The 15,517-nt window shown below is 63.7% G+C and carries 20 protein-coding genes; 10 read left to right on the plus strand and 10 right to left on the minus strand.

Annotated elements, in window-relative coordinates:
* Positions 1–19 precede the first annotated feature (19 nt).
* Entirely contained in the window at positions 20–547 is a 528-nt protein-coding gene (locus AC0L3C_RS15680; RefSeq protein ID WP_473408406.1) for a hypothetical protein, read from the plus strand.
* 96 nt (positions 548–643) lie between these two features.
* A complete protein-coding gene (locus AC0L3C_RS15685; protein ID WP_007607347.1) occupies positions 644–871 on the plus strand; it encodes a hypothetical protein in 228 nt (75 codons plus the stop codon).
* A 69-nt stretch (positions 872–940) separates the two neighbouring features.
* Here the strand turns inward: AC0L3C_RS15685 and AC0L3C_RS15690 are convergent, their stop codons facing one another.
* The 7 genes from AC0L3C_RS15690 to AC0L3C_RS15720 form a co-directional block, all read right to left on the minus strand.
* On the minus strand, positions 941–1,759 hold the full coding sequence (locus AC0L3C_RS15690; protein ID WP_473408407.1) for an aldo/keto reductase: 819 nt from the start codon (positions 1,757–1,759) through the stop codon (positions 941–943).
* Positions 1,760–1,906: 147 nt separating this feature from the next.
* On the minus strand, positions 1,907–3,472 hold the full coding sequence (locus AC0L3C_RS15695) for an alkaline phosphatase D family protein (protein WP_473408408.1): 1,566 nt from the start codon (positions 3,470–3,472) through the stop codon (positions 1,907–1,909).
* A gap of 119 nt (positions 3,473–3,591) precedes the next feature.
* Positions 3,592–4,011 carry a hypothetical protein gene (locus AC0L3C_RS15700; protein WP_473408409.1) on the minus strand — a complete coding sequence of 140 codons (420 nt, stop codon included), beginning with the start codon at positions 4,009–4,011 and terminating at the stop codon, positions 3,592–3,594.
* Between the two features lie 107 nt (positions 4,012–4,118).
* Positions 4,119–5,120 carry an NAD(P)H-dependent flavin oxidoreductase gene (locus AC0L3C_RS15705; protein WP_473408410.1) on the minus strand — a complete coding sequence of 334 codons (1,002 nt, stop codon included), beginning with the start codon at positions 5,118–5,120 and terminating at the stop codon, positions 4,119–4,121.
* A gap of 95 nt (positions 5,121–5,215) precedes the next feature.
* Positions 5,216–6,835 carry a DHA2 family efflux MFS transporter permease subunit gene (locus AC0L3C_RS15710; protein ID WP_473408411.1) on the minus strand — a complete coding sequence of 540 codons (1,620 nt, stop codon included), beginning with the start codon at positions 6,833–6,835 and terminating at the stop codon, positions 5,216–5,218.
* The gene (locus AC0L3C_RS15715; protein ID WP_473408412.1) at positions 6,832–7,986 is read right to left on the minus strand and encodes an HlyD family secretion protein; all 1,155 of its coding nucleotides are present in this window, start codon (positions 7,984–7,986) and stop codon (positions 6,832–6,834) included. The genes AC0L3C_RS15710 and AC0L3C_RS15715 overlap by 4 nt, the downstream gene beginning before the upstream one ends.
* A gap of 196 nt (positions 7,987–8,182) precedes the next feature.
* A complete protein-coding gene (locus AC0L3C_RS15720; RefSeq protein WP_473281472.1) occupies positions 8,183–8,557 on the minus strand; it encodes a PRC-barrel domain-containing protein in 375 nt (124 codons plus the stop codon).
* Between the two features lie 153 nt (positions 8,558–8,710).
* Here AC0L3C_RS15720 and AC0L3C_RS15725 point away from each other — a divergent pair, with 153 nt between their 5' ends.
* From AC0L3C_RS15725 to AC0L3C_RS15755, 7 genes are all read left to right on the plus strand, one after another.
* Positions 8,711–10,498 carry a thiamine pyrophosphate-requiring protein gene (locus AC0L3C_RS15725; protein ID WP_473281474.1) on the plus strand — a complete coding sequence of 596 codons (1,788 nt, stop codon included), beginning with the start codon at positions 8,711–8,713 and terminating at the stop codon, positions 10,496–10,498.
* An 8-nt stretch (positions 10,499–10,506) separates the two neighbouring features.
* Positions 10,507–10,734 (plus strand): hypothetical protein, encoded by a 228-nt coding sequence (locus tag AC0L3C_RS15730; protein ID WP_007594757.1) that lies wholly within the window; start codon positions 10,507–10,509, stop codon positions 10,732–10,734.
* A gap of 89 nt (positions 10,735–10,823) precedes the next feature.
* Positions 10,824–11,378 carry a DUF4142 domain-containing protein gene (locus AC0L3C_RS15735; protein ID WP_473265154.1) on the plus strand — a complete coding sequence of 185 codons (555 nt, stop codon included), beginning with the start codon at positions 10,824–10,826 and terminating at the stop codon, positions 11,376–11,378.
* 208 nt (positions 11,379–11,586) lie between these two features.
* Complete coding sequence (locus AC0L3C_RS15740) at positions 11,587–12,477, plus strand: SDR family oxidoreductase (protein ID WP_473265153.1); 891 nt, start codon at positions 11,587–11,589, stop codon at positions 12,475–12,477.
* Between the two features lie 98 nt (positions 12,478–12,575).
* A complete protein-coding gene (locus AC0L3C_RS15745; RefSeq protein ID WP_473265152.1) occupies positions 12,576–13,160 on the plus strand; it encodes a phosphatase PAP2 family protein in 585 nt (194 codons plus the stop codon).
* The gene (locus AC0L3C_RS15750) at positions 13,157–13,504 is read left to right on the plus strand and encodes a DUF3147 family protein (RefSeq protein ID WP_473265151.1); all 348 of its coding nucleotides are present in this window, start codon (positions 13,157–13,159) and stop codon (positions 13,502–13,504) included. The genes AC0L3C_RS15745 and AC0L3C_RS15750 overlap by 4 nt, the downstream gene beginning before the upstream one ends.
* Positions 13,504–13,992: a hypothetical protein gene (locus AC0L3C_RS15755; RefSeq protein ID WP_007607313.1), complete on the plus strand. Its 489-nt coding sequence runs from the start codon at positions 13,504–13,506 to the stop codon at positions 13,990–13,992. The genes AC0L3C_RS15750 and AC0L3C_RS15755 overlap by 1 nt, the downstream gene beginning before the upstream one ends.
* On the opposite strand, the gene AC0L3C_RS15760 is transcribed toward AC0L3C_RS15755, so the two are convergent.
* The gene (locus AC0L3C_RS15760; RefSeq protein ID WP_473408413.1) at positions 13,989–14,156 is read right to left on the minus strand and encodes a hypothetical protein; all 168 of its coding nucleotides are present in this window, start codon (positions 14,154–14,156) and stop codon (positions 13,989–13,991) included. The two genes, AC0L3C_RS15755 and AC0L3C_RS15760, sit on opposite strands and share 4 nt — an antisense overlap.
* Before the next feature lie 176 nt (positions 14,157–14,332).
* Here AC0L3C_RS15760 and AC0L3C_RS15765 point away from each other — a divergent pair, with 176 nt between their 5' ends.
* Positions 14,333–14,581 (plus strand): hypothetical protein, encoded by a 249-nt coding sequence (locus tag AC0L3C_RS15765; RefSeq protein ID WP_473265150.1) that lies wholly within the window; start codon positions 14,333–14,335, stop codon positions 14,579–14,581.
* Between the two features lie 135 nt (positions 14,582–14,716).
* Here AC0L3C_RS15765 and AC0L3C_RS15770 read toward each other — a convergent pair whose 3' ends face one another.
* Both AC0L3C_RS15770 and AC0L3C_RS15775 read right to left on the minus strand, forming a co-directional pair.
* Complete coding sequence (locus tag AC0L3C_RS15770; RefSeq protein WP_027516516.1) at positions 14,717–14,923, minus strand: hypothetical protein; 207 nt, start codon at positions 14,921–14,923, stop codon at positions 14,717–14,719.
* Between the two features lie 314 nt (positions 14,924–15,237).
* Positions 15,238–15,432, minus strand: coding sequence for a hypothetical protein (locus AC0L3C_RS15775; protein WP_473265206.1), 195 nt, complete (start codon positions 15,430–15,432; stop codon positions 15,238–15,240).
* Positions 15,433–15,517 lie beyond the last annotated feature (85 nt).

Here is a 15,517-nt window from a genome sequence, read left to right on the forward strand (position 1 = left end):
GGATCAAATTCGCGCGCGAATGGCGGTCAGCGTGGACGATCGCGCGCGGGATGCTACACTTCGGAATTGTTTGCAGGTGGGGGCCTTTCAGGACATGGGACGTTGTTTGAGCCGCTCGATCGCGGCAGCAGTGCTGTGGGTTGCGTTCACGCCCGCGGCCGGTGCCGAGTCGCTTGCGGCGACCGTCGAGCAATGGGGCTTGCTCGGCTCATGGGCGATCGACTGCGCGGTCCGGCCCGACCGTGACAAGGGCGCGCTCTTGACTTACGAGATCCGGAATGACGGAAGGGTGATGTACCGGCGCAATTTTGGCGAGGCCAAGGACGAAAACGAAGTGGTATCGGCGATGGTCAACGCCGACGGCATGCTCAATGTGATGGTGTACTTCCCCGTGCTGCAACAGACCCGCGAGTTCGGTCTGCTACTCTCGAAGCAAGGCAGCTTGCGCGCAATCTACAATCGCAGTGAGCGCGGCGAGTACACGATCAGGGACGGCAAATACGTCGCGACAGGCGCGCCAACACCCGCACAACAGCGCTGCGATTAACCCACCTGAACAGGCGTTCAGAATTCTCCTGCGATTCCTCCGGAACGTTCACGCGAATGCGCCGTTTAGATTTGCATTCCATTGGAGGAGGACATCATGAAGAAGTTTGGTTATGTGCTTGCCGCTGTCGGCGCGCTCGCGGTTGCACTGCCGACACTCGCCAGCGCGGAGACGGTGGTGATCAAGCGCGGAGGTCATCATCACGGCATGTATGGCGCCCGCGCCGAATACGGCATGCATCGCGATCACGGCTGGCATCGCGGCTGGCACCATCGCGACCGGGTCGTCGTGATCAAGCGTGGTCACCGCCATCATTGGGACTAATGCGCAACGCAATATGGAGATGGCCCCTCACGGGGCCATCTCTTTGCGTGTACGAAACGTTCGGCGAGGTCAGTCCCACGCCGGCGCAAAGCCGGGATTGACGCAGCGCCTGTCCTTCGGCAGCGCGGCGATTTTGTTGCGGTCGGCGTCGTCGAGCGTGACCTTCAGCGCGTCGAGATTGGCCTGCTGGCTCTCTCGGCGCGAGGCCTTCGGTATCGCGGCGACACCGTTTTGGTCGAGCAGCCATTTCAGCGCGACCTGCGCGGCGGTTGCATTGTGCCTGGCGCCGATCTCGGCCAGTACCGGATCGGAGGCAACGCGCCCCTGTGCCAACGGGCAATAGGCGACCAGCGGAATCGAGTTGGCCTTGAGATAGGCCAGCACCTTCGATTGGTCGAGCATGGCGTGATATTCGATCTGATTGCAGGCGATCGGCGCCTTGATGTCTTCGACCGCGATCTTAAGCAGCGCGGTGGTGAAGTTGGCGACGCCGATCGCCCGCGTGCGCCCCTCCTCCTTCAGCTTCATCAGGGTCTCGAACACCGCACCCCAGTTCGCCGCCTTCGACGGCCAGTGCACGAGGTAGAGATCGACATGGTCGAGCCCGAGCTTCTTGAGGCTGGCGTCGAAAGCGCGGCGGATGGCGTCGGGGCTGAGGTTCTCGTGCCAGACTTTCGTTGTGACGTGCAGCTCGCCCCGCGGCAGCCGGGCCGCGGCGAGCGCCGCGCCGATCGGCTCTTCGTTGCCGTACATCTCGGCGGTATCGATATGGCGATAGCCGATCGACAGCGCGCTCTCGACCGCCGCGCGGCAGGCATCGCCCTGCATGCGGAAGGTCCCGAGGCCGAGCTTGGGCATGCTGATGCCCTGTGTCTTGAGATGATCCATGAAAAGGCTCCTGACATCGTTCAGCCCGCCGGAGGCCAGCAGCGATGCTGCGTGAGCAGACCCTTCGGGGATGGAAAAGAGGTGGCGGGAACGGACAGCATAGCGCGGCAGGCGCAATGCGGCCAATCAAGATCGGGTTAGCACCCCTCAGGAATGCTGCGCCACCACGGCTGGACGCGCCTGCGGCTGCGGCTCGATATCGACCGACCAGAGGTCCCGGTTGTCGACGTCCTTCAGCGTTACGGTCATCAGGCCGGTCCGCCCGTCGATGTCGACCTTGCCGAAGAACTGCAATCCGAAACAGGGGGCGAGGTTTTCACCCTGCGCCTCACTGCACCCGTTCTGGTACATCGCGACCGGACCAAAGGTGTTGTCGAGCTCGCCCGGGCCCCAGGTGCCGGCATGCAAGGGCCCCGAGACGAACTCCCAGAAAGGTTCGAACTCCTGGAATTGCGCCCTGTTCGGATCGTAATAATGCGCGGCGGTGTAGTGCATGTCGGCGGTGAGCCAGACGATGTTGCGAATTCCGGCGCGCTTGATGGACGCGAGAAGATCGGCGATCTCGTGCTCACGCCGGTCGGGCGGCCCATCACCCAGTGCAACCGCATCCAGGCTGATCAGGCCGATCGGCAGGTCGGCCGCGATCACCTTCCAGGTCGCGCGCGAGGCCGCGAGCTCACGCTTCAGCCAGGCGAGCTGTTCGGCGCCCAGGATCCAACCGCGGTGATCGCCGCCCTTGTTCCAGCTATCGTCGCGATAGCTGCGCATGTCGATCATGAAGACGTCAAGCAAAGGACCATAGGCGATCTTGCGATAGATCCGCCCCTTACGCGCTCCGATGTCGCGGATCGGCATGAAGTCGAAGAAGGCACGGCGGGCGCGCGCGACCAGGCGCGGGGTGCCGTCATCCTCATGGCCGGCGGCGTCATAGCTGCCGGTCGGCGACCAGTCGTTGGTGACCTCGTGGTCGTCCCACTGCGCGAACATCGGCACCTCGGCGTGGAAGGCGCGGAAGTGCTCGTCGAGATGGTTGTATTTGTAATTGCCGCGGAACTGCGCCAGCGTGTGCGCGACCTCGGATTTCTCCTCGGTCACGATGTTGCGCCAGAACTCGCCGTTCGGCAGCTTCTGCTCGGAGGGGATCGTGCAGTCGGCGTAAATGTGATCGCCGGAGTGGATGAAGAAATCCGGGCGATTGTCGAGCATGGTGCGATAGCTGCGGTAGCCGCCGCGGGACGTGTCGATGCCCCAGCCCTGCCCCGCGGTATCGCCGGACCACAGGAACGAGATCGACCGGCCGGCAGCCGGCGCAGTGCGGAAGCGGCCGATGCGGCTCTCGCCGGCGATGCCGGTCGCGATGTCGTCGAAGCGCACACGATAGAAGATGTCCTGCCCGGGCGGCAGATCTTCCAGCAGCCGTTTCGAGGTGAAGTCGGCATCGGGCGACGCATCGCTCGAAGCCGACGCAATGACGGTCTTGAAACTTTCCACGGACGAATAGTCCACCTGCATCCGCGCGGGCCGGTCGGCGCGCGCCCAGATCACGGCGGACCCATCCGAGACGTCGCCGGACTGGATGCCGCCTGCGATCTGCGGACGATCCGCGGCGCGGCTGAGATGTGGCGTTGCGAGCGCAGCAACGGCGAGGCTGGAGGTGGAACGGGCCAGGAATTGCCGCCGGGTCCAGGCGCGCGAGGCGCGGAGCGCTACCATTCAGGAAACCTTCGTCGACTAGCGACGGAAGGTGCCTGCGTCGTTTGACCCCCGGCTTACGGTTTCTTGACCGCGGGCCTACGGTTTTACGACGTGCGGATGACGGCTCGGAACTGAACCTAATGCTTCCAGTTGCAGATGCCGCCGCTGCGGCACGGCCAGGTCTGGATGCGGGTGTCCATCGCCTGCGCGTCGAGCGGATTGCCGCGGCGATGCGCGAGCTTGGTGCGCGCCGCGCCGCGTGGCTGTGCGGGCTTGGCGTGCGCAACCTTCGGCTCCGAGACGCGCACGCGTTCGGCGGCGACCTTCTTCGGCACATCGACCGGCTCGGCGCGCGCCTGCGCCTCGTTGCCGCCGCGTGCCTCCAGCGCGACCGGCGCGAATTGGGTTTCGGGCCCGAGCCGCTTCGGCGACAACACCGCCTTCGAAAGATCGAGGCCGAGATATTCGTCGGGCTTGTAGTCGTCAGCGCGCGCGACGCCGCCCCATGCGAGCACGAGGGCAACGGCAATTGCAAAAGGAGCGCTCTTCAGAAACACGGACGCCTCCTGAAATTGATTGTTAAGAGGTAATTTACCTCTATTTAGGAGGTGTCGCGCGCAATTCCAGCGGTCAACTGGCGCCGTGGTTAAGAAGTTTGGCGGTGTCAGGCGACCTTTCGCGGTGCACCCGTCCCTTCAAGAAACCCCATCAGACGGTTGCGAATGATGGTTTCCGCCTCCGCCATGATGCGATCGACGAGTTCCTTGCAGCTGGGGATGTCGTGGATGAGGCCTGCGACCATGCCGCAGCTCCACGCGCCCGCATCCATCTGCCCGTCCAGCATGATCCTGGGATAGACGCCCGCGACCTGGTCGTGGATATCGTCGATCTTCAGCCTGTCGCCCTTCTCGCGTTCGATCTCGAGCAGGCGGTCGACATTGGCGTTCTTCAGCACGCGCTCGGTGTTGCGCAGGCTCCGCATGATGAGGCGGGTGTCGAGCTCGGTCGCGGCGACCAGCGCGTTCTTGACGTTCTGATGCACCGGGGCCTCCTTGGTCGCGATGAAGCGCGTGCCCATGTTCATGCCGGCCGCCCCCAGCGACAGCGCAGCGACGAGGCTGCGGCCATCGGCCATGCCGCCGGACGCGACGAACGGAATCTTCAATTCCTCCGCCGCGCGCGGCAGCAGGATCATGTTCGGAATGTCGTCCTCGCCGGGATGGCCGCCGCATTCGAAACCGTCGACGCTGACGGCGTCGCATCCGATGCGCTCGGCCTTCAGCGAGTGGCGCACCGAAGTGCATTTGTGGATGACCTTGATCCCGGCAGCCTTCAGCGCGGGCATGTAGGCTTCCGGGCTGCGGCCCGCGGTCTCCACGGACTTGACGCCGCCTTCGACGATGGCCGCGATGTATTCCGGATAAGGCGGCGCGGCGAAGGTCGGCAGGAAGGTGAGGTTCACGCCGAACGGCTTGTCGGTCATATCGCGGCAGCGCGCAATCTCTTTTGCCAGCAGCTCCGGCGTCTTCTGCGTGAGACCGGTGATGATGCCGAGCCCGCCGGCATTGGAGACGGCAGCCGCCAGCTCGGCAAGGCCGACGAAATGCATGCCGCCCTGGATGATGGGGTGCTCGATGCCGAACAGTTCGGTGATCGCGGTCTTCACTTAAATTACCTCCCGGGCTTTTGCTTGGTGTGTTCGGACCAGTCTAGCCGGACTTTTGCGCCGCGGTCACCCTTTCTCTCCGAACGGCCGTTGGCTCAATGCCCCCGCGCGGGAGCGCCCAGCTTGATCGGGCGCAGCACCGCGGCGGTCGGGATCATCAGCACCGCGATGATCGCGAGCGTCCAGAACACGTCGATATAGGCAAGCAAATCCACCTGCTGCTGCAAGGTGCGGCCGACCCAGACGACCGCCTGCGCGGCCGCATCGCTCGCATTCGAGCCCTGAGCCTGGAAGAAGCGGGTCATCGTCTCGACGGTCTGCTGGTAGCCGAGATCCGATGGCGCGGCGTGCTCGATCAGGCGACTCTGGTGGAATTGCTGGCGCTGCGCCAGGATTGTCTGCGCCAGCGCAACGCCCATGGAGCCGCCGATATTGCGGGCGACGTTGATCAGCGCCGAGGCCTGGTTGGTCTTGTCCGGCGGCACGCCGTCATAGGACGCGGTCGTGACCGGCAGGAACAGGAAAGGCAGACCGAGCGCGAGGAAGATGCGCGACATCGCGGCATAGCCGTAGGTGATGTCGCCGGTGAGGCCCGTGAGATGCCACATCGAGAACGCGACGATGGCAGCGCCAAGCATGATGAGGTATTTCGGCTGCACGCTGCTGACGAGACGCCCCACCACCGGCATCAGCACCAGGGTCGCGATTCCGCCAGGTGACAGCGCGAGGCCCGCCAACATGGCGGTGTAGTTCAAATCGCTCTGGAGCAACTGCGGCAAGAGCTGCGTCGTCGAGATCAGCACCGCGCCGGTCGCCAGCATGACCAGGAAGCAGGCTGCGAACTGGCGGCGGCCGAGCAGGCGGAGATCGACGATGGGATCCTCGCGCGTCAGCTCCCACGGGATCAGCGCAAGCAGTGACACGGCCGAAAGTACCGCAAAGAACACGATCATGTTCGAGCCGAACCAGTCGTTGCGCTGGCCCTCGTCGAGCACGTATTCGAGCGAGCCAAGCCCGATCGCAACCAGCAGGAAGCCGACATAGTCGACCCGCAGGCCCTTGCTCAGCAGCTTCTCCCTCTCCTCCTCCGCACCCGACGGCTCCTTGACCAGCGTGCCGACCAGGAACAGCGACAGCAATCCCATGGGAACGTTGATGAGGAACACCCAGTGCCAGGTGTAGGTGTCGGTGATCCAGCCGCCGAGCGTCGGTCCGATCACGGGTGCGACCACGACGGCGACGCCGTAGATCGCGAAGGCCTGGCCGCGTTTGTGCGGCGGGAAGGAGTCGGCAAGGATCGCCTGCTCGCTGGTCGCCATGCCGCCGCCGCCAAGGCCCTGAAGGATGCGAAACAGCACCAGCGCCTGCAAATTCCAGGCGAAGCCGCACAAAAGCGATGAGAACGTGAAGATCGCAACGCAGATCATGTAGAAGCGCTTGCGGCCGATCACGGTCGACAGCCACCCCGAGATCGACAGCACGATGGCGTTGGCGACGAGATAGCTGGTGATGACGTAGGTGCTCTCGTCGATGCCGACGGCAAGCCCACCGGCGATGTGGCGCAAGGCGACATTGGCAATGGTGGTGTCGAGCACCTCCATGAAGGTCGCGATCGAGACGACGAATGCGATGAGGTAGGGATTATGACCGCCAGCCGCCGAGCGCTCCGGCGACCAGCCGCCCGCTGACGCGCCGCCTTGCGCCGTATCCGTCATCGCACCTTGGTCCAGGGCACGACCGACATGCCCGGGCCAACGGGCAAATCCGCCGGCCAGCTGTCGACCACGATCTTCACCGGCACGCGCTGCACCACCTTGACGTAATTTCCGGTGGCGTTCTCCGCCGGCAGCAGGCTGAACGCAGTGCCGGAGCCCGGCTGCACGGATTCGACATGGCCGGTGAGCTTTCGCCCAGGATAGGCGTCGATGCGGATCTCGACGGGCTGGCCAGGCCGCATGTCGTTGAGCTGCGTCTCCTTGTAGTTGGCGACGATCCAGACTTCGTCGGGCACGAACATCATCAGGCTCTGGCCCGGGTTGACGAAAGTGCCCTTGGCGCCGCTGAGCTTGACGACGCGGCCGGACTGCGCGGCAACGACGCTGGTATATTGCAGGTTCAGCTTGGCCTGATCGAGCTGCGCCTGCGACTGCTCGAGCTGCGCCCGGGCGCCTTCGAGCTGGGCCTGCAGCGTCTTGATGCCGACTTGCGCGGCCGTCACCGCGGTCTTCGCGCGTTCAGTATTGGCCTGCTGCGCCTGAAGATCGGAGCGGGTCTGCTGCTGGCGCTGCACGGTGCCGGCGCCCTTCTCGGCGAGATCCTGGGCGCGCGCGAATTCTTCCTGCGAGAACTTGAGCTGGGCCTGGGCCTGATCGAGCTGCGCCTCCGCCTGCTTGATCTGCTCCTGCTGCGAAACGATCTGCGCCTCGACATTGGCGATGTTCGCCCTGGCGACCGCGACCTGAGCATTGGCCTGATCGATGGCGATGCGATAGTCGCGCTCGTCGATCTTGGCGAGAAGGTCCCCGGCTTTGACATGCTGGTTGTCCGTGACCGGGATCTCGGTCACGTAGCCGCCGACTTTGGAGGCCACGGAAAAGCTGCGCGCCGCGACGAAGGCATCGTCGGTGGATTCATAGTGACGTACCTGAAGCCAGTAGAGCAATCCGCCGATCAGGGCCGCGAGCAAGACGATGGTGCCAACGGTTGCCACCAACCAATGCTCGCGAATCCGGTCTCGCAGCGACGGCGGCTTCGCCGGCTTCGAGTCCTTGGCTTCGCGGACCTGATCAGGAGAGGTCTTCGGAGCTTCCTTCGCCCTCTGCGGCTGCTCCGCGGATGGATCACGCTCCCGGGTTTGAGCATCCACGGTGAACACCTTTCTCAGGGATCAAACTGGCGGCAGAGCCGCCAAAGCCGGCTCACGCGACGCGAGCCCAACTGCAACTCCTGATCATGGTTCCGCTCGTTGCGAGCACCATCGCGTTCGTGAACGCCCTGCCTAAAAAGCGAGCGCGGCGCACCGGGTGCCGCGCTCGCGTCGAGCTTCCTTTCAGCGGAAATGTCTAAGCAGCGGGGACGCCGTAATAGGAATCGATGCCGCGGACTGCGGCGTCGTCACCCCAGTTCCACTCGCTCCGTTCACCGTATTTCGGCGCGCCTTCCAGCTCCTTGGTGGTGATGCCGGTGATATAGCCGCCGAGCTCCGTGTCGTATTTCAGCGACTGCCACGGCAGCGGGTAATGGTCGTTGCCGAGGCCCAGAAATCCGCCGAAGCCGAGCACGGCGTAGGACACCCTGCCGCTGATCTTGTCGATCATCACGCGTTCGATCGAGCCGATTTTGTTGCGGTCGGCGCCGTAGACCGATGTTCCCTCGACCTTATCGCTACCGATCAACCGACCCATTTCGTCTCGGTCCAGTTCACCCTGATTCAACATCTCAATTCTCCACTCAGCCAGTGTGAGACAACCCGAAGAGGTGCGCGATCGTTCCGGCATGTTCCTTCAGACTTGAGGAACATCGCCGGAAACGGGCGGTTCTCTCAACTCAAATCCCGGAAACCAAATGCCGGAAAACGAAGGGCCGCCTCGATGTCCCAGACCGTCTCCGACTTCATCGTTCAACGTCTGCATCAATGGGGCGTGCGCCACCTCTTTGGCTATCCCGGCGACGGCATCAACGGCGTATTCGGCGCCCTTCAGCGCGCTGAGGGCAAGATCGGTTTCGTCCAGACGCGGCATGAGGAGATGGCCGCCTTCATGGCCACCGCCTATGCAAAGTTCTCCGGCCAGCTCGGGGTGTGTATCGCAACTTCGGGTCCCGGCGCCTCGCACCTGATCACCGGGCTCTACGATGCCCTGCTCGATCACCAGCCCGTGCTCGCGATCGTCGGCCAGCAGGCACGCAATGCGCTGGGCGGACATTATCAGCAGGAACTCGACCTCGTCTCGATGTTCAAGGATGTGGCTGGCGCGTATGTCATGCAGGCCTCCTCGCCAGCGCAAATCCGGCATCTGATCGATCGGTCGATCCGGATCGCGCTGGCCCGGCGGACGCCCACGGTGATCATCCTGCCCAACGATATCCAGGAGGAGACCTACGAGGATCCGCCGCGCGCTCACGGCACCCTGCACTCCGGCATCGGCTATAGCGCGCCAAGCATCAAGCCTCGTGACGTTGACCTTGACCGCGCCGCCGAGGTGCTCAATTCCGGCAAGAAGGTCGCGATGCTCATCGGCGCCGGCGCGCTCCACGCCACCGAGGAGGTGATCGCGGTCGCCGACCGCTTGTCCGCCGGCTGCGCCAAGGCGCTGCTCGGCAAGGCAGCTCTCCCCGACGATCTGCCGTGGGTCACCGGCTCGATCGGCCTGCTCGGCACCGAACCCAGCTATAACATGATGATGGAATGCGACACGCTGCTGATGGTCGGCTCCGGGTTTCCGTATTCCGAGTTCCTGCCGAAGGAAGGCGCGGCGCGCGGCGTGCAGATCGACATCGACGCCAGCATGATGTCGATCCGTTTTCCCATGGAGGTCGGCCTCGTCGGCGATGCCGCCGAGACGCTGCGCGCCTTGCTGCCGCGACTGAAACCGAAGAGCGACGGCACGTGGCGCCAGGGGATCCAGGAGGACATCGCAAAATGGTGGAAGACGCTGGATGATCGTGCACATCAGCCTGCGGCACCGGTCAATCCGCAGCTCGTCGCCTGGGAGCTGTCTCCGCGCCTGCCCGACGGCGCCATCGTCACCAGCGATTCCGGCTCCTGCGCCAACTGGTTCGCGCGCGACCTGAAGATGCGCCGCGGCATGACGGCCTCGCTCTCAGGCGGCCTCGCCTCAATGGGTGCCGCAGTGCCCTATGCGCTCGCCGCGAAATACGCCCATTCCGACCGCTCGGTGATTGCCCTCGTCGGCGACGGCGCGATGCAGATGAACAACATGGCCGAACTGATCACCGCAGCGAAGTATTGGCGCGACTGGAAGGATCCGCGCTTCATCGTCTGCGTCTTCAACAACGAAGATCTCAACCAGGTGACCTGGGAGCAGCGTATCATCAACGGCGATCCGAAGTTCGAGGCATCGCAGCGCATCCCAAACGTGTCCTATTCGCGGTTTGCCGAGCTGATCGGCCTCTCCGGCATCTATGTCGACAGCCCGCAGATGCTGGGCTCGGCGTGGGAGCAGGCGCTGGCGAGCCGGATGCCGGTGGTGCTGGAGGTGAAGACCGACCCCGAAGTGCCGCCTTTGCCGCCGCACATCACCCTGCAGCAGGCCAAGAACTTCGCGCTTGCGCTGATGAAGGGCGATCCCAACGAGAGCGGAGTGATCAAGGGGGCGGCGCGGCAGGTGCTGGAAAAGATCCTGCCTGGAAGTGAATGAGGTGAAGCATGAGCGATTTCCGCGATATCCAGCACGGCGTCAACGATCCCGTCGATGGCCTCGACGTGAAGCGGCAGATCAACGACAACCGGACGCCGCACGAGCGGGCACAACGCCATGCAGACGTGCGCGCCGAGGCCACCGCGACGCCGACCGAGCCGTTTCTGCCCGAACGGCTTCGCCGCAAGCCGACCGATCCGATCAACCCGCGGAGCGGGCGGAGACCGACGGATTAGCCATTAGGAACTCCGGCCCCTGCAGCGTGTTGGTGGCCGCAACGTCGCGCGCGGCGAGAGGCCGCGCGCCCATTCGAAGGGATCGGACCATGAAACGAATGATTATCGCAGCTGCCTGCGTGCTTCTCGCAGGTCCCGCGCTCGCCCAGTCGCTCGGCGAGAAAACCGGCGTCAACTCGGCGCTCGGCGTCGCGCCTGCCACCGCCGACTTCGTCAAGGAAGCCGCCATCAGCGACATGTTCGAAATCGAGTCGAGCAAGCTCGCCCAGCAGAAAGGCAACGCGCAGGAGAAGACTTTTGCGCAACAGATGGTGACCGACCACACCAAGACCAGCAGCGAACTCAAGGGCCTCGTCAGCGGCGGCAAGGTGAAGGCGACCCTGCCGACAGCGCTCGACAGTTCGCACCAGAGCAAGCTCGACAAGCTCAAGAGTGCGAATGGGAAGGACTTCAGTTCGGATTACAATTCGTACCAGGTCAGTGCCCATGAGGACGCGGTCTCGCTGTTCGAGCGTTACGCCAAGGGCGGCGACAATTCCGACCTGAAGGATTGGGCCGGCAAGACGCTGCCGGCGCTCAAGCACCATCTCGACATGGCCAAGGAGCTCGGCAAGGCGCCGAGCGTCGGCCAATCGTCCAAGTAATGGTTGCCGAGGACGCCGGCCTGCAGTCGGCGTCCTCTCGTTTTGCAACGATGCCTGTCTCCGCGCATTGAGATCGCGAGATCGCGGAGAGAGCCTCATGACACATCAAGACAAGACTTCATTATCCCGCCGGCACGTCGTCCAAGCGGCGAGCGCAACGCTCGCTGCTGCTTCGCTGGCCTCTTCGACAGCGAAAGGAGACACATCCATGGCCGAGCAGAAACTCGTCGATCCCGTCAGTCGTTTTCCAAAGCCGCCGTTCAAAAAACAGTCGCAGCCCTGGCCTGGCCTTGCCGGCAAGATGGAGCCGCCACCGGATCACGGCGAGAGCAGCTACAAGGGCTCTGGCCGACTCGCGGGCCGCAAGGCGCTGATCACCGGCGGCGATTCCGGTATGGGCCGCGCCGCTGCGATAGCCTATGCACGCGAAGGCGCCGACGTCGCCATCAACTATCTCCCGGCCGAAGAGCCGGATGCGCAGGACGTCATCGCGCTGATCAAGAAGGAAGGGCGCACCGGGCTCGCGATTCCCGGCGACCTCAAGGATGAGGCTTTCTGCAAGCAGCTGGTGGAGCAGGCCGTCCAAGGTCTCGGCGGACTCGACATCGTCGTCTGCAACGCGGCGCGGCAGCAGACACGTGCGTCCATACTCGACGTCTCCTCGGAAGACTTCGATGCGACCATGAAGACCAACATCTATGCGCCGTTCTGGATCATCAGGGCGGCGCTTCCGCATTTGAAGCCCGGGTCGTGCATCATCGGCACGACGTCGGAGCAGGCTTACGATCCCTCGCCCGATCTCTACGACTACGCGCAGACCAAGGCAGCGACGATGAACTACGTCAAATCGCTGGCGAAGCAGTTGGGCCCGAAGGGTATCCGCGTCAACGGCGTCGCACCGGGACCGATCTGGACGCCGCTCCAGGTCTCCGGCGGCGCCACCATGGAGAAGCTCGAAAAATTCGGCGGCATGACGCCGCTCGGCCGTCCCGGCCAGCCCGCTGAACTGGCCTCCATCTACGTGCAGCTTGCCGCGGCCGACGCGAGCTATGCGACCGGTCAGGTGTATGGGTCCGCTGGTGGATCGGGACAGCCATAGCCGGCGCTGCAGGCTGATGTCACGCGGCAGAGCCCAGGAACCTTCTTTGTCTCCGGGCTTTACAAAACTGTCACAAAGGACATTACGCTTGCAGACAGATGGCATTGGTAGAGGTCAAACCCAGCCGGATCGATACCGCGATCGCGGATACGATTGCTGATCACACCAATTCAGGCGTCGAGCACACGGCGCAGACATTGACCTGGGCCGCCGACGAGCACGTGCTGCTCGCGCTGGCCGCAATAGGGTGGCTCTACACTCACATTCGGCAGCCGCAACAGCGGCCAGTGGCAAATCACATCTTGGCCGTGTCGCTGGCAACGGCCGTCCTGCCGCATCTCCTGAAATCCGTGTTCGATCAGACCAGGCCAGACCGGCTGACCATACGCGGGCACGGGCATGGAGTACCCGTCTCAGGACGGGCGCGCGACGCCTTCCCCTCCGGTCACGCGGTCCATATGGGCGCCCTTGCCTCGGCGGCGGGCTTGCTGCCCAAGACGCCGCGCCGATTGCTGCGCACAGCCGCGATCGCGCTGTCGCTGACACGGATCGCGGTGCTCGCGCACTGGGCAAGCGACGTGGTCGCAGGCTTTGCGCTTGGCGCGGTCGTCGAGAGACTCTTGCGGCCATGGACACTGACACAATCGTTTCGCAAGCAGATCAATTGGCGGAAACGGCCGTGACCGAATATGTCCTGCGCTTCATCGCCGGTGGCATCATCGTCTCCGCTTTTGCGATCTTGGGCGACATGCTCAAACCCAAAAGCTTTGCGGGGTTGCTCGGCGCAGCACCGTCGGTCGCACTGGCGACGCTCGGCATCGCCGTCGTCCAGCACGGCCCGCAATATGCCGCGGCCGAAAGCTGGACGATGATCTATGGCGCGGTCGCGCTCGGCTGCTACAGCGTCGTGGTCTGCCATCTGCTGATCAGATATCGTCTGTCCGCGCTGCCCGCGACCGTCCTCGCTGTCATCGTCTGGCTTGCGGTCGCCTTCGGACTGCTCGCCGGCTTCGGAGGTGCGGCCTGATGCCGGTCAAGCTGTCGCTCTCCGCGCTCAAGCAGACACGCTGGTACGAATACGGCATTCGTTTCCTGCTCGGTGGCCTGGCGACCGTGCTCACGGGGGTTCTGGGAGCGCGCTTCGGTGTGTCCGTCGGCGGACTTTTTCTTGCGCTTCCCGCCATCTTCTGCGCGAGCGCCACGCTGGTCGAAAGCCATGAACGCCGCACCAAGGAGAAGGCCGGCCTCAGCGGCACGCGCCGCGGGCAAGAGGCCGCCGGGCTCGACGCAGCTGGTGCCGCCTGGGGAAGCATCGGTCTCCTGGCATTCGCCGCCGTCTTTCATTTCACCGTGGCTGCAAGCGTTCCGGGCGCTTTCGCTGCCGCGTTGATAGTCTGGGCCTTCGTTTCGGTCTTGGCCTGGTGGCTCAGGCGCAAGCTGCGCATCGTCTCCCGCAAACCGCACCGATCAGCGCATTCACTATCGGCCAAGGGCTCTCCCCTTGCGAAGCGCTAGCCCGCTTTGGCATGCGTTGCCGGCTGCAGTCTCGGCGGTTGAAGGCCCGGGCTGTTGGCCCAGCGCTCGACCTGCTCGATGACCTTCTGGTGGCTTGGGCGCACCGGCTTGGGTGCGTCGCACACTTCGAGATGTATGCGGGGCAATCTGACTTCGTTCGTCATGATGTCTCTCCCATTTGCCGGGAGCATACACCTGCCCAAGAACATTTGCACCACATAACATATTGAAATTGCTGTTCTTTTTTACTCACTTGGCACCGTAGCCGCATCTTGTGGAACCGCGGCCGAATGAGTTCGTTGAGTAAACTACTCAACTTGCTAATTTTGGATGATTGGTCATGAACGACCTTCGCGCCGAGCGGCTCCAGGTCATGCTGTCACCGGAAGAACTGGCCGCGGTGGACGACTTCCGGTTCAAACATCGCATGCCGACGCGAGCCGCGGCCGTCCGCGAGCTCCTCAAGCTCGGACTGGCCACCGCCGCTGTCGATGCAGGGCCTAATGTCAAATCGAGTAGGTTCGGGGTTTTCGGGCGCGGCCCGGACGGCCATACGCAACCACATCCGCAGAGCGAGGCCGAGGATTAGTCCAGCCTGATGCTCAAGAAAACGGCCCCGGCACGGGTGCCAGGGCCGTCCTTGGAGATTGCTTCCGGATCACCGGGGGCATGACAACCGGAAGCAATCCCTCGACTCTTTGCGTGCAAATTCGTTCCTGATGAATTAGCCGCTCGGCGCGTCGCCGGAATCATCCGGCGCCATGCCGGAGCCGGGCGTCTTGCTGTTGTCATTCAGCTTGGGATCGCGCGTGGCCTCACGAGAGGGCGAGCCCGTTGGCTCCGACTTGTGCACGGTCTGCGCACGCTGCTTGTCCCGCGGCTGCTGTTCACCGCGTTGATCTCTGATGATGCCTTGGTCGGAATGGGCCATGGTAGCTCTCGCCTCTTTGCTGTCTCGAAGCGCTTACGCGCCGGAGCGTCGAAGGTTCCGATCCGCGAGATCAGACTGCTAACTGTGCGCTGAGTGCACCGGGGCCGATGCATTTTCATGGTGCACCTGCCGCACCGTCGTCACGGTGGCGAACGCGACCGACACGCCAAAGGCGAGGATGAGCGAAAGAAGAGCCAGACGTGGAGCCATTGCAAAAACCTCCTGGAATAGGAAATCAACGCGATCGACTGTTGCGAATGATCCTGCTTGCCGTCCGTGAGCAGTCTCACACGCAGATCCACGAAACGAGAGCGTTACGCATCCTGCTTTTGAAGGACGCGGGCTGGAACTGGCGGCACCTCGCCGTCGAGCCAATCCTGCTCGTCGGCGAGTGCCGTCCACGCATTCGCCATGCGCAGAAAACGATTGTGTGACGGCTGTCCTTCGGCGCGCTCGGCGAGCTGGAGGCAGTTGTCGGCGTTATCCCTGAAGATCTCGGACTGTTTCATCGACATGAATTGGGGACGGAACAATCGCGTCGCAACCGCCCTTACCGGATCGTAACATCTGCGGAACTTTCGACTGCCGTCCGCC

The sequence above is a fragment of the Bradyrhizobium sp. WSM4872 genome (genome assembly GCF_055811715.1).

Excerpts from the sequence above, each read along its gene's own strand:
- AC0L3C_RS15760 (WP_473408413.1), bottom strand. The coding sequence starts at position 14,156 with ATGACGAACGAAGTCAGATTGCCCCGCATACATCTCGAAGTGTGCGAC.
- AC0L3C_RS15775 (WP_473265206.1), bottom strand. The coding sequence starts at position 15,432 with ATGAAACAGTCCGAGATCTTCAGGGATAACGCCGACAACTGCCTCCAG.
- AC0L3C_RS15695 (WP_473408408.1), bottom strand. The coding sequence starts at position 3,472 with ATGGTAGCGCTCCGCGCCTCGCGCGCCTGGACCCGGCGGCAATTCCTG.
- AC0L3C_RS15690 (WP_473408407.1), bottom strand. The coding sequence starts at position 1,759 with ATGGATCATCTCAAGACACAGGGCATCAGCATGCCCAAGCTCGGCCTC.
- AC0L3C_RS15755 (WP_007607313.1), top strand. The coding sequence starts at position 13,504 with ATGCCGGTCAAGCTGTCGCTCTCCGCGCTCAAGCAGACACGCTGGTAC.
- AC0L3C_RS15745 (WP_473265152.1), top strand. The coding sequence starts at position 12,576 with ATGGCATTGGTAGAGGTCAAACCCAGCCGGATCGATACCGCGATCGCG.
- AC0L3C_RS15720 (WP_473281472.1), bottom strand. The coding sequence starts at position 8,557 with ATGTTGAATCAGGGTGAACTGGACCGAGACGAAATGGGTCGGTTGATC.
- AC0L3C_RS15685 (WP_007607347.1), top strand. The coding sequence starts at position 644 with ATGAAGAAGTTTGGTTATGTGCTTGCCGCTGTCGGCGCGCTCGCGGTT.
- AC0L3C_RS15725 (WP_473281474.1), top strand. The coding sequence starts at position 8,711 with ATGTCCCAGACCGTCTCCGACTTCATCGTTCAACGTCTGCATCAATGG.
- AC0L3C_RS15710 (WP_473408411.1), bottom strand. The coding sequence starts at position 6,835 with ATGACGGATACGGCGCAAGGCGGCGCGTCAGCGGGCGGCTGGTCGCCG.
- AC0L3C_RS15680 (WP_473408406.1), top strand. The coding sequence starts at position 20 with ATGGCGGTCAGCGTGGACGATCGCGCGCGGGATGCTACACTTCGGAAT.
- AC0L3C_RS15740 (WP_473265153.1), top strand. The coding sequence starts at position 11,587 with ATGGCCGAGCAGAAACTCGTCGATCCCGTCAGTCGTTTTCCAAAGCCG.
- AC0L3C_RS15730 (WP_007594757.1), top strand. The coding sequence starts at position 10,507 with ATGAGCGATTTCCGCGATATCCAGCACGGCGTCAACGATCCCGTCGAT.
- AC0L3C_RS15770 (WP_027516516.1), bottom strand. The coding sequence starts at position 14,923 with ATGGCCCATTCCGACCAAGGCATCATCAGAGATCAACGCGGTGAACAG.
- AC0L3C_RS15765 (WP_473265150.1), top strand. The coding sequence starts at position 14,333 with ATGAACGACCTTCGCGCCGAGCGGCTCCAGGTCATGCTGTCACCGGAA.
- AC0L3C_RS15735 (WP_473265154.1), top strand. The coding sequence starts at position 10,824 with ATGAAACGAATGATTATCGCAGCTGCCTGCGTGCTTCTCGCAGGTCCC.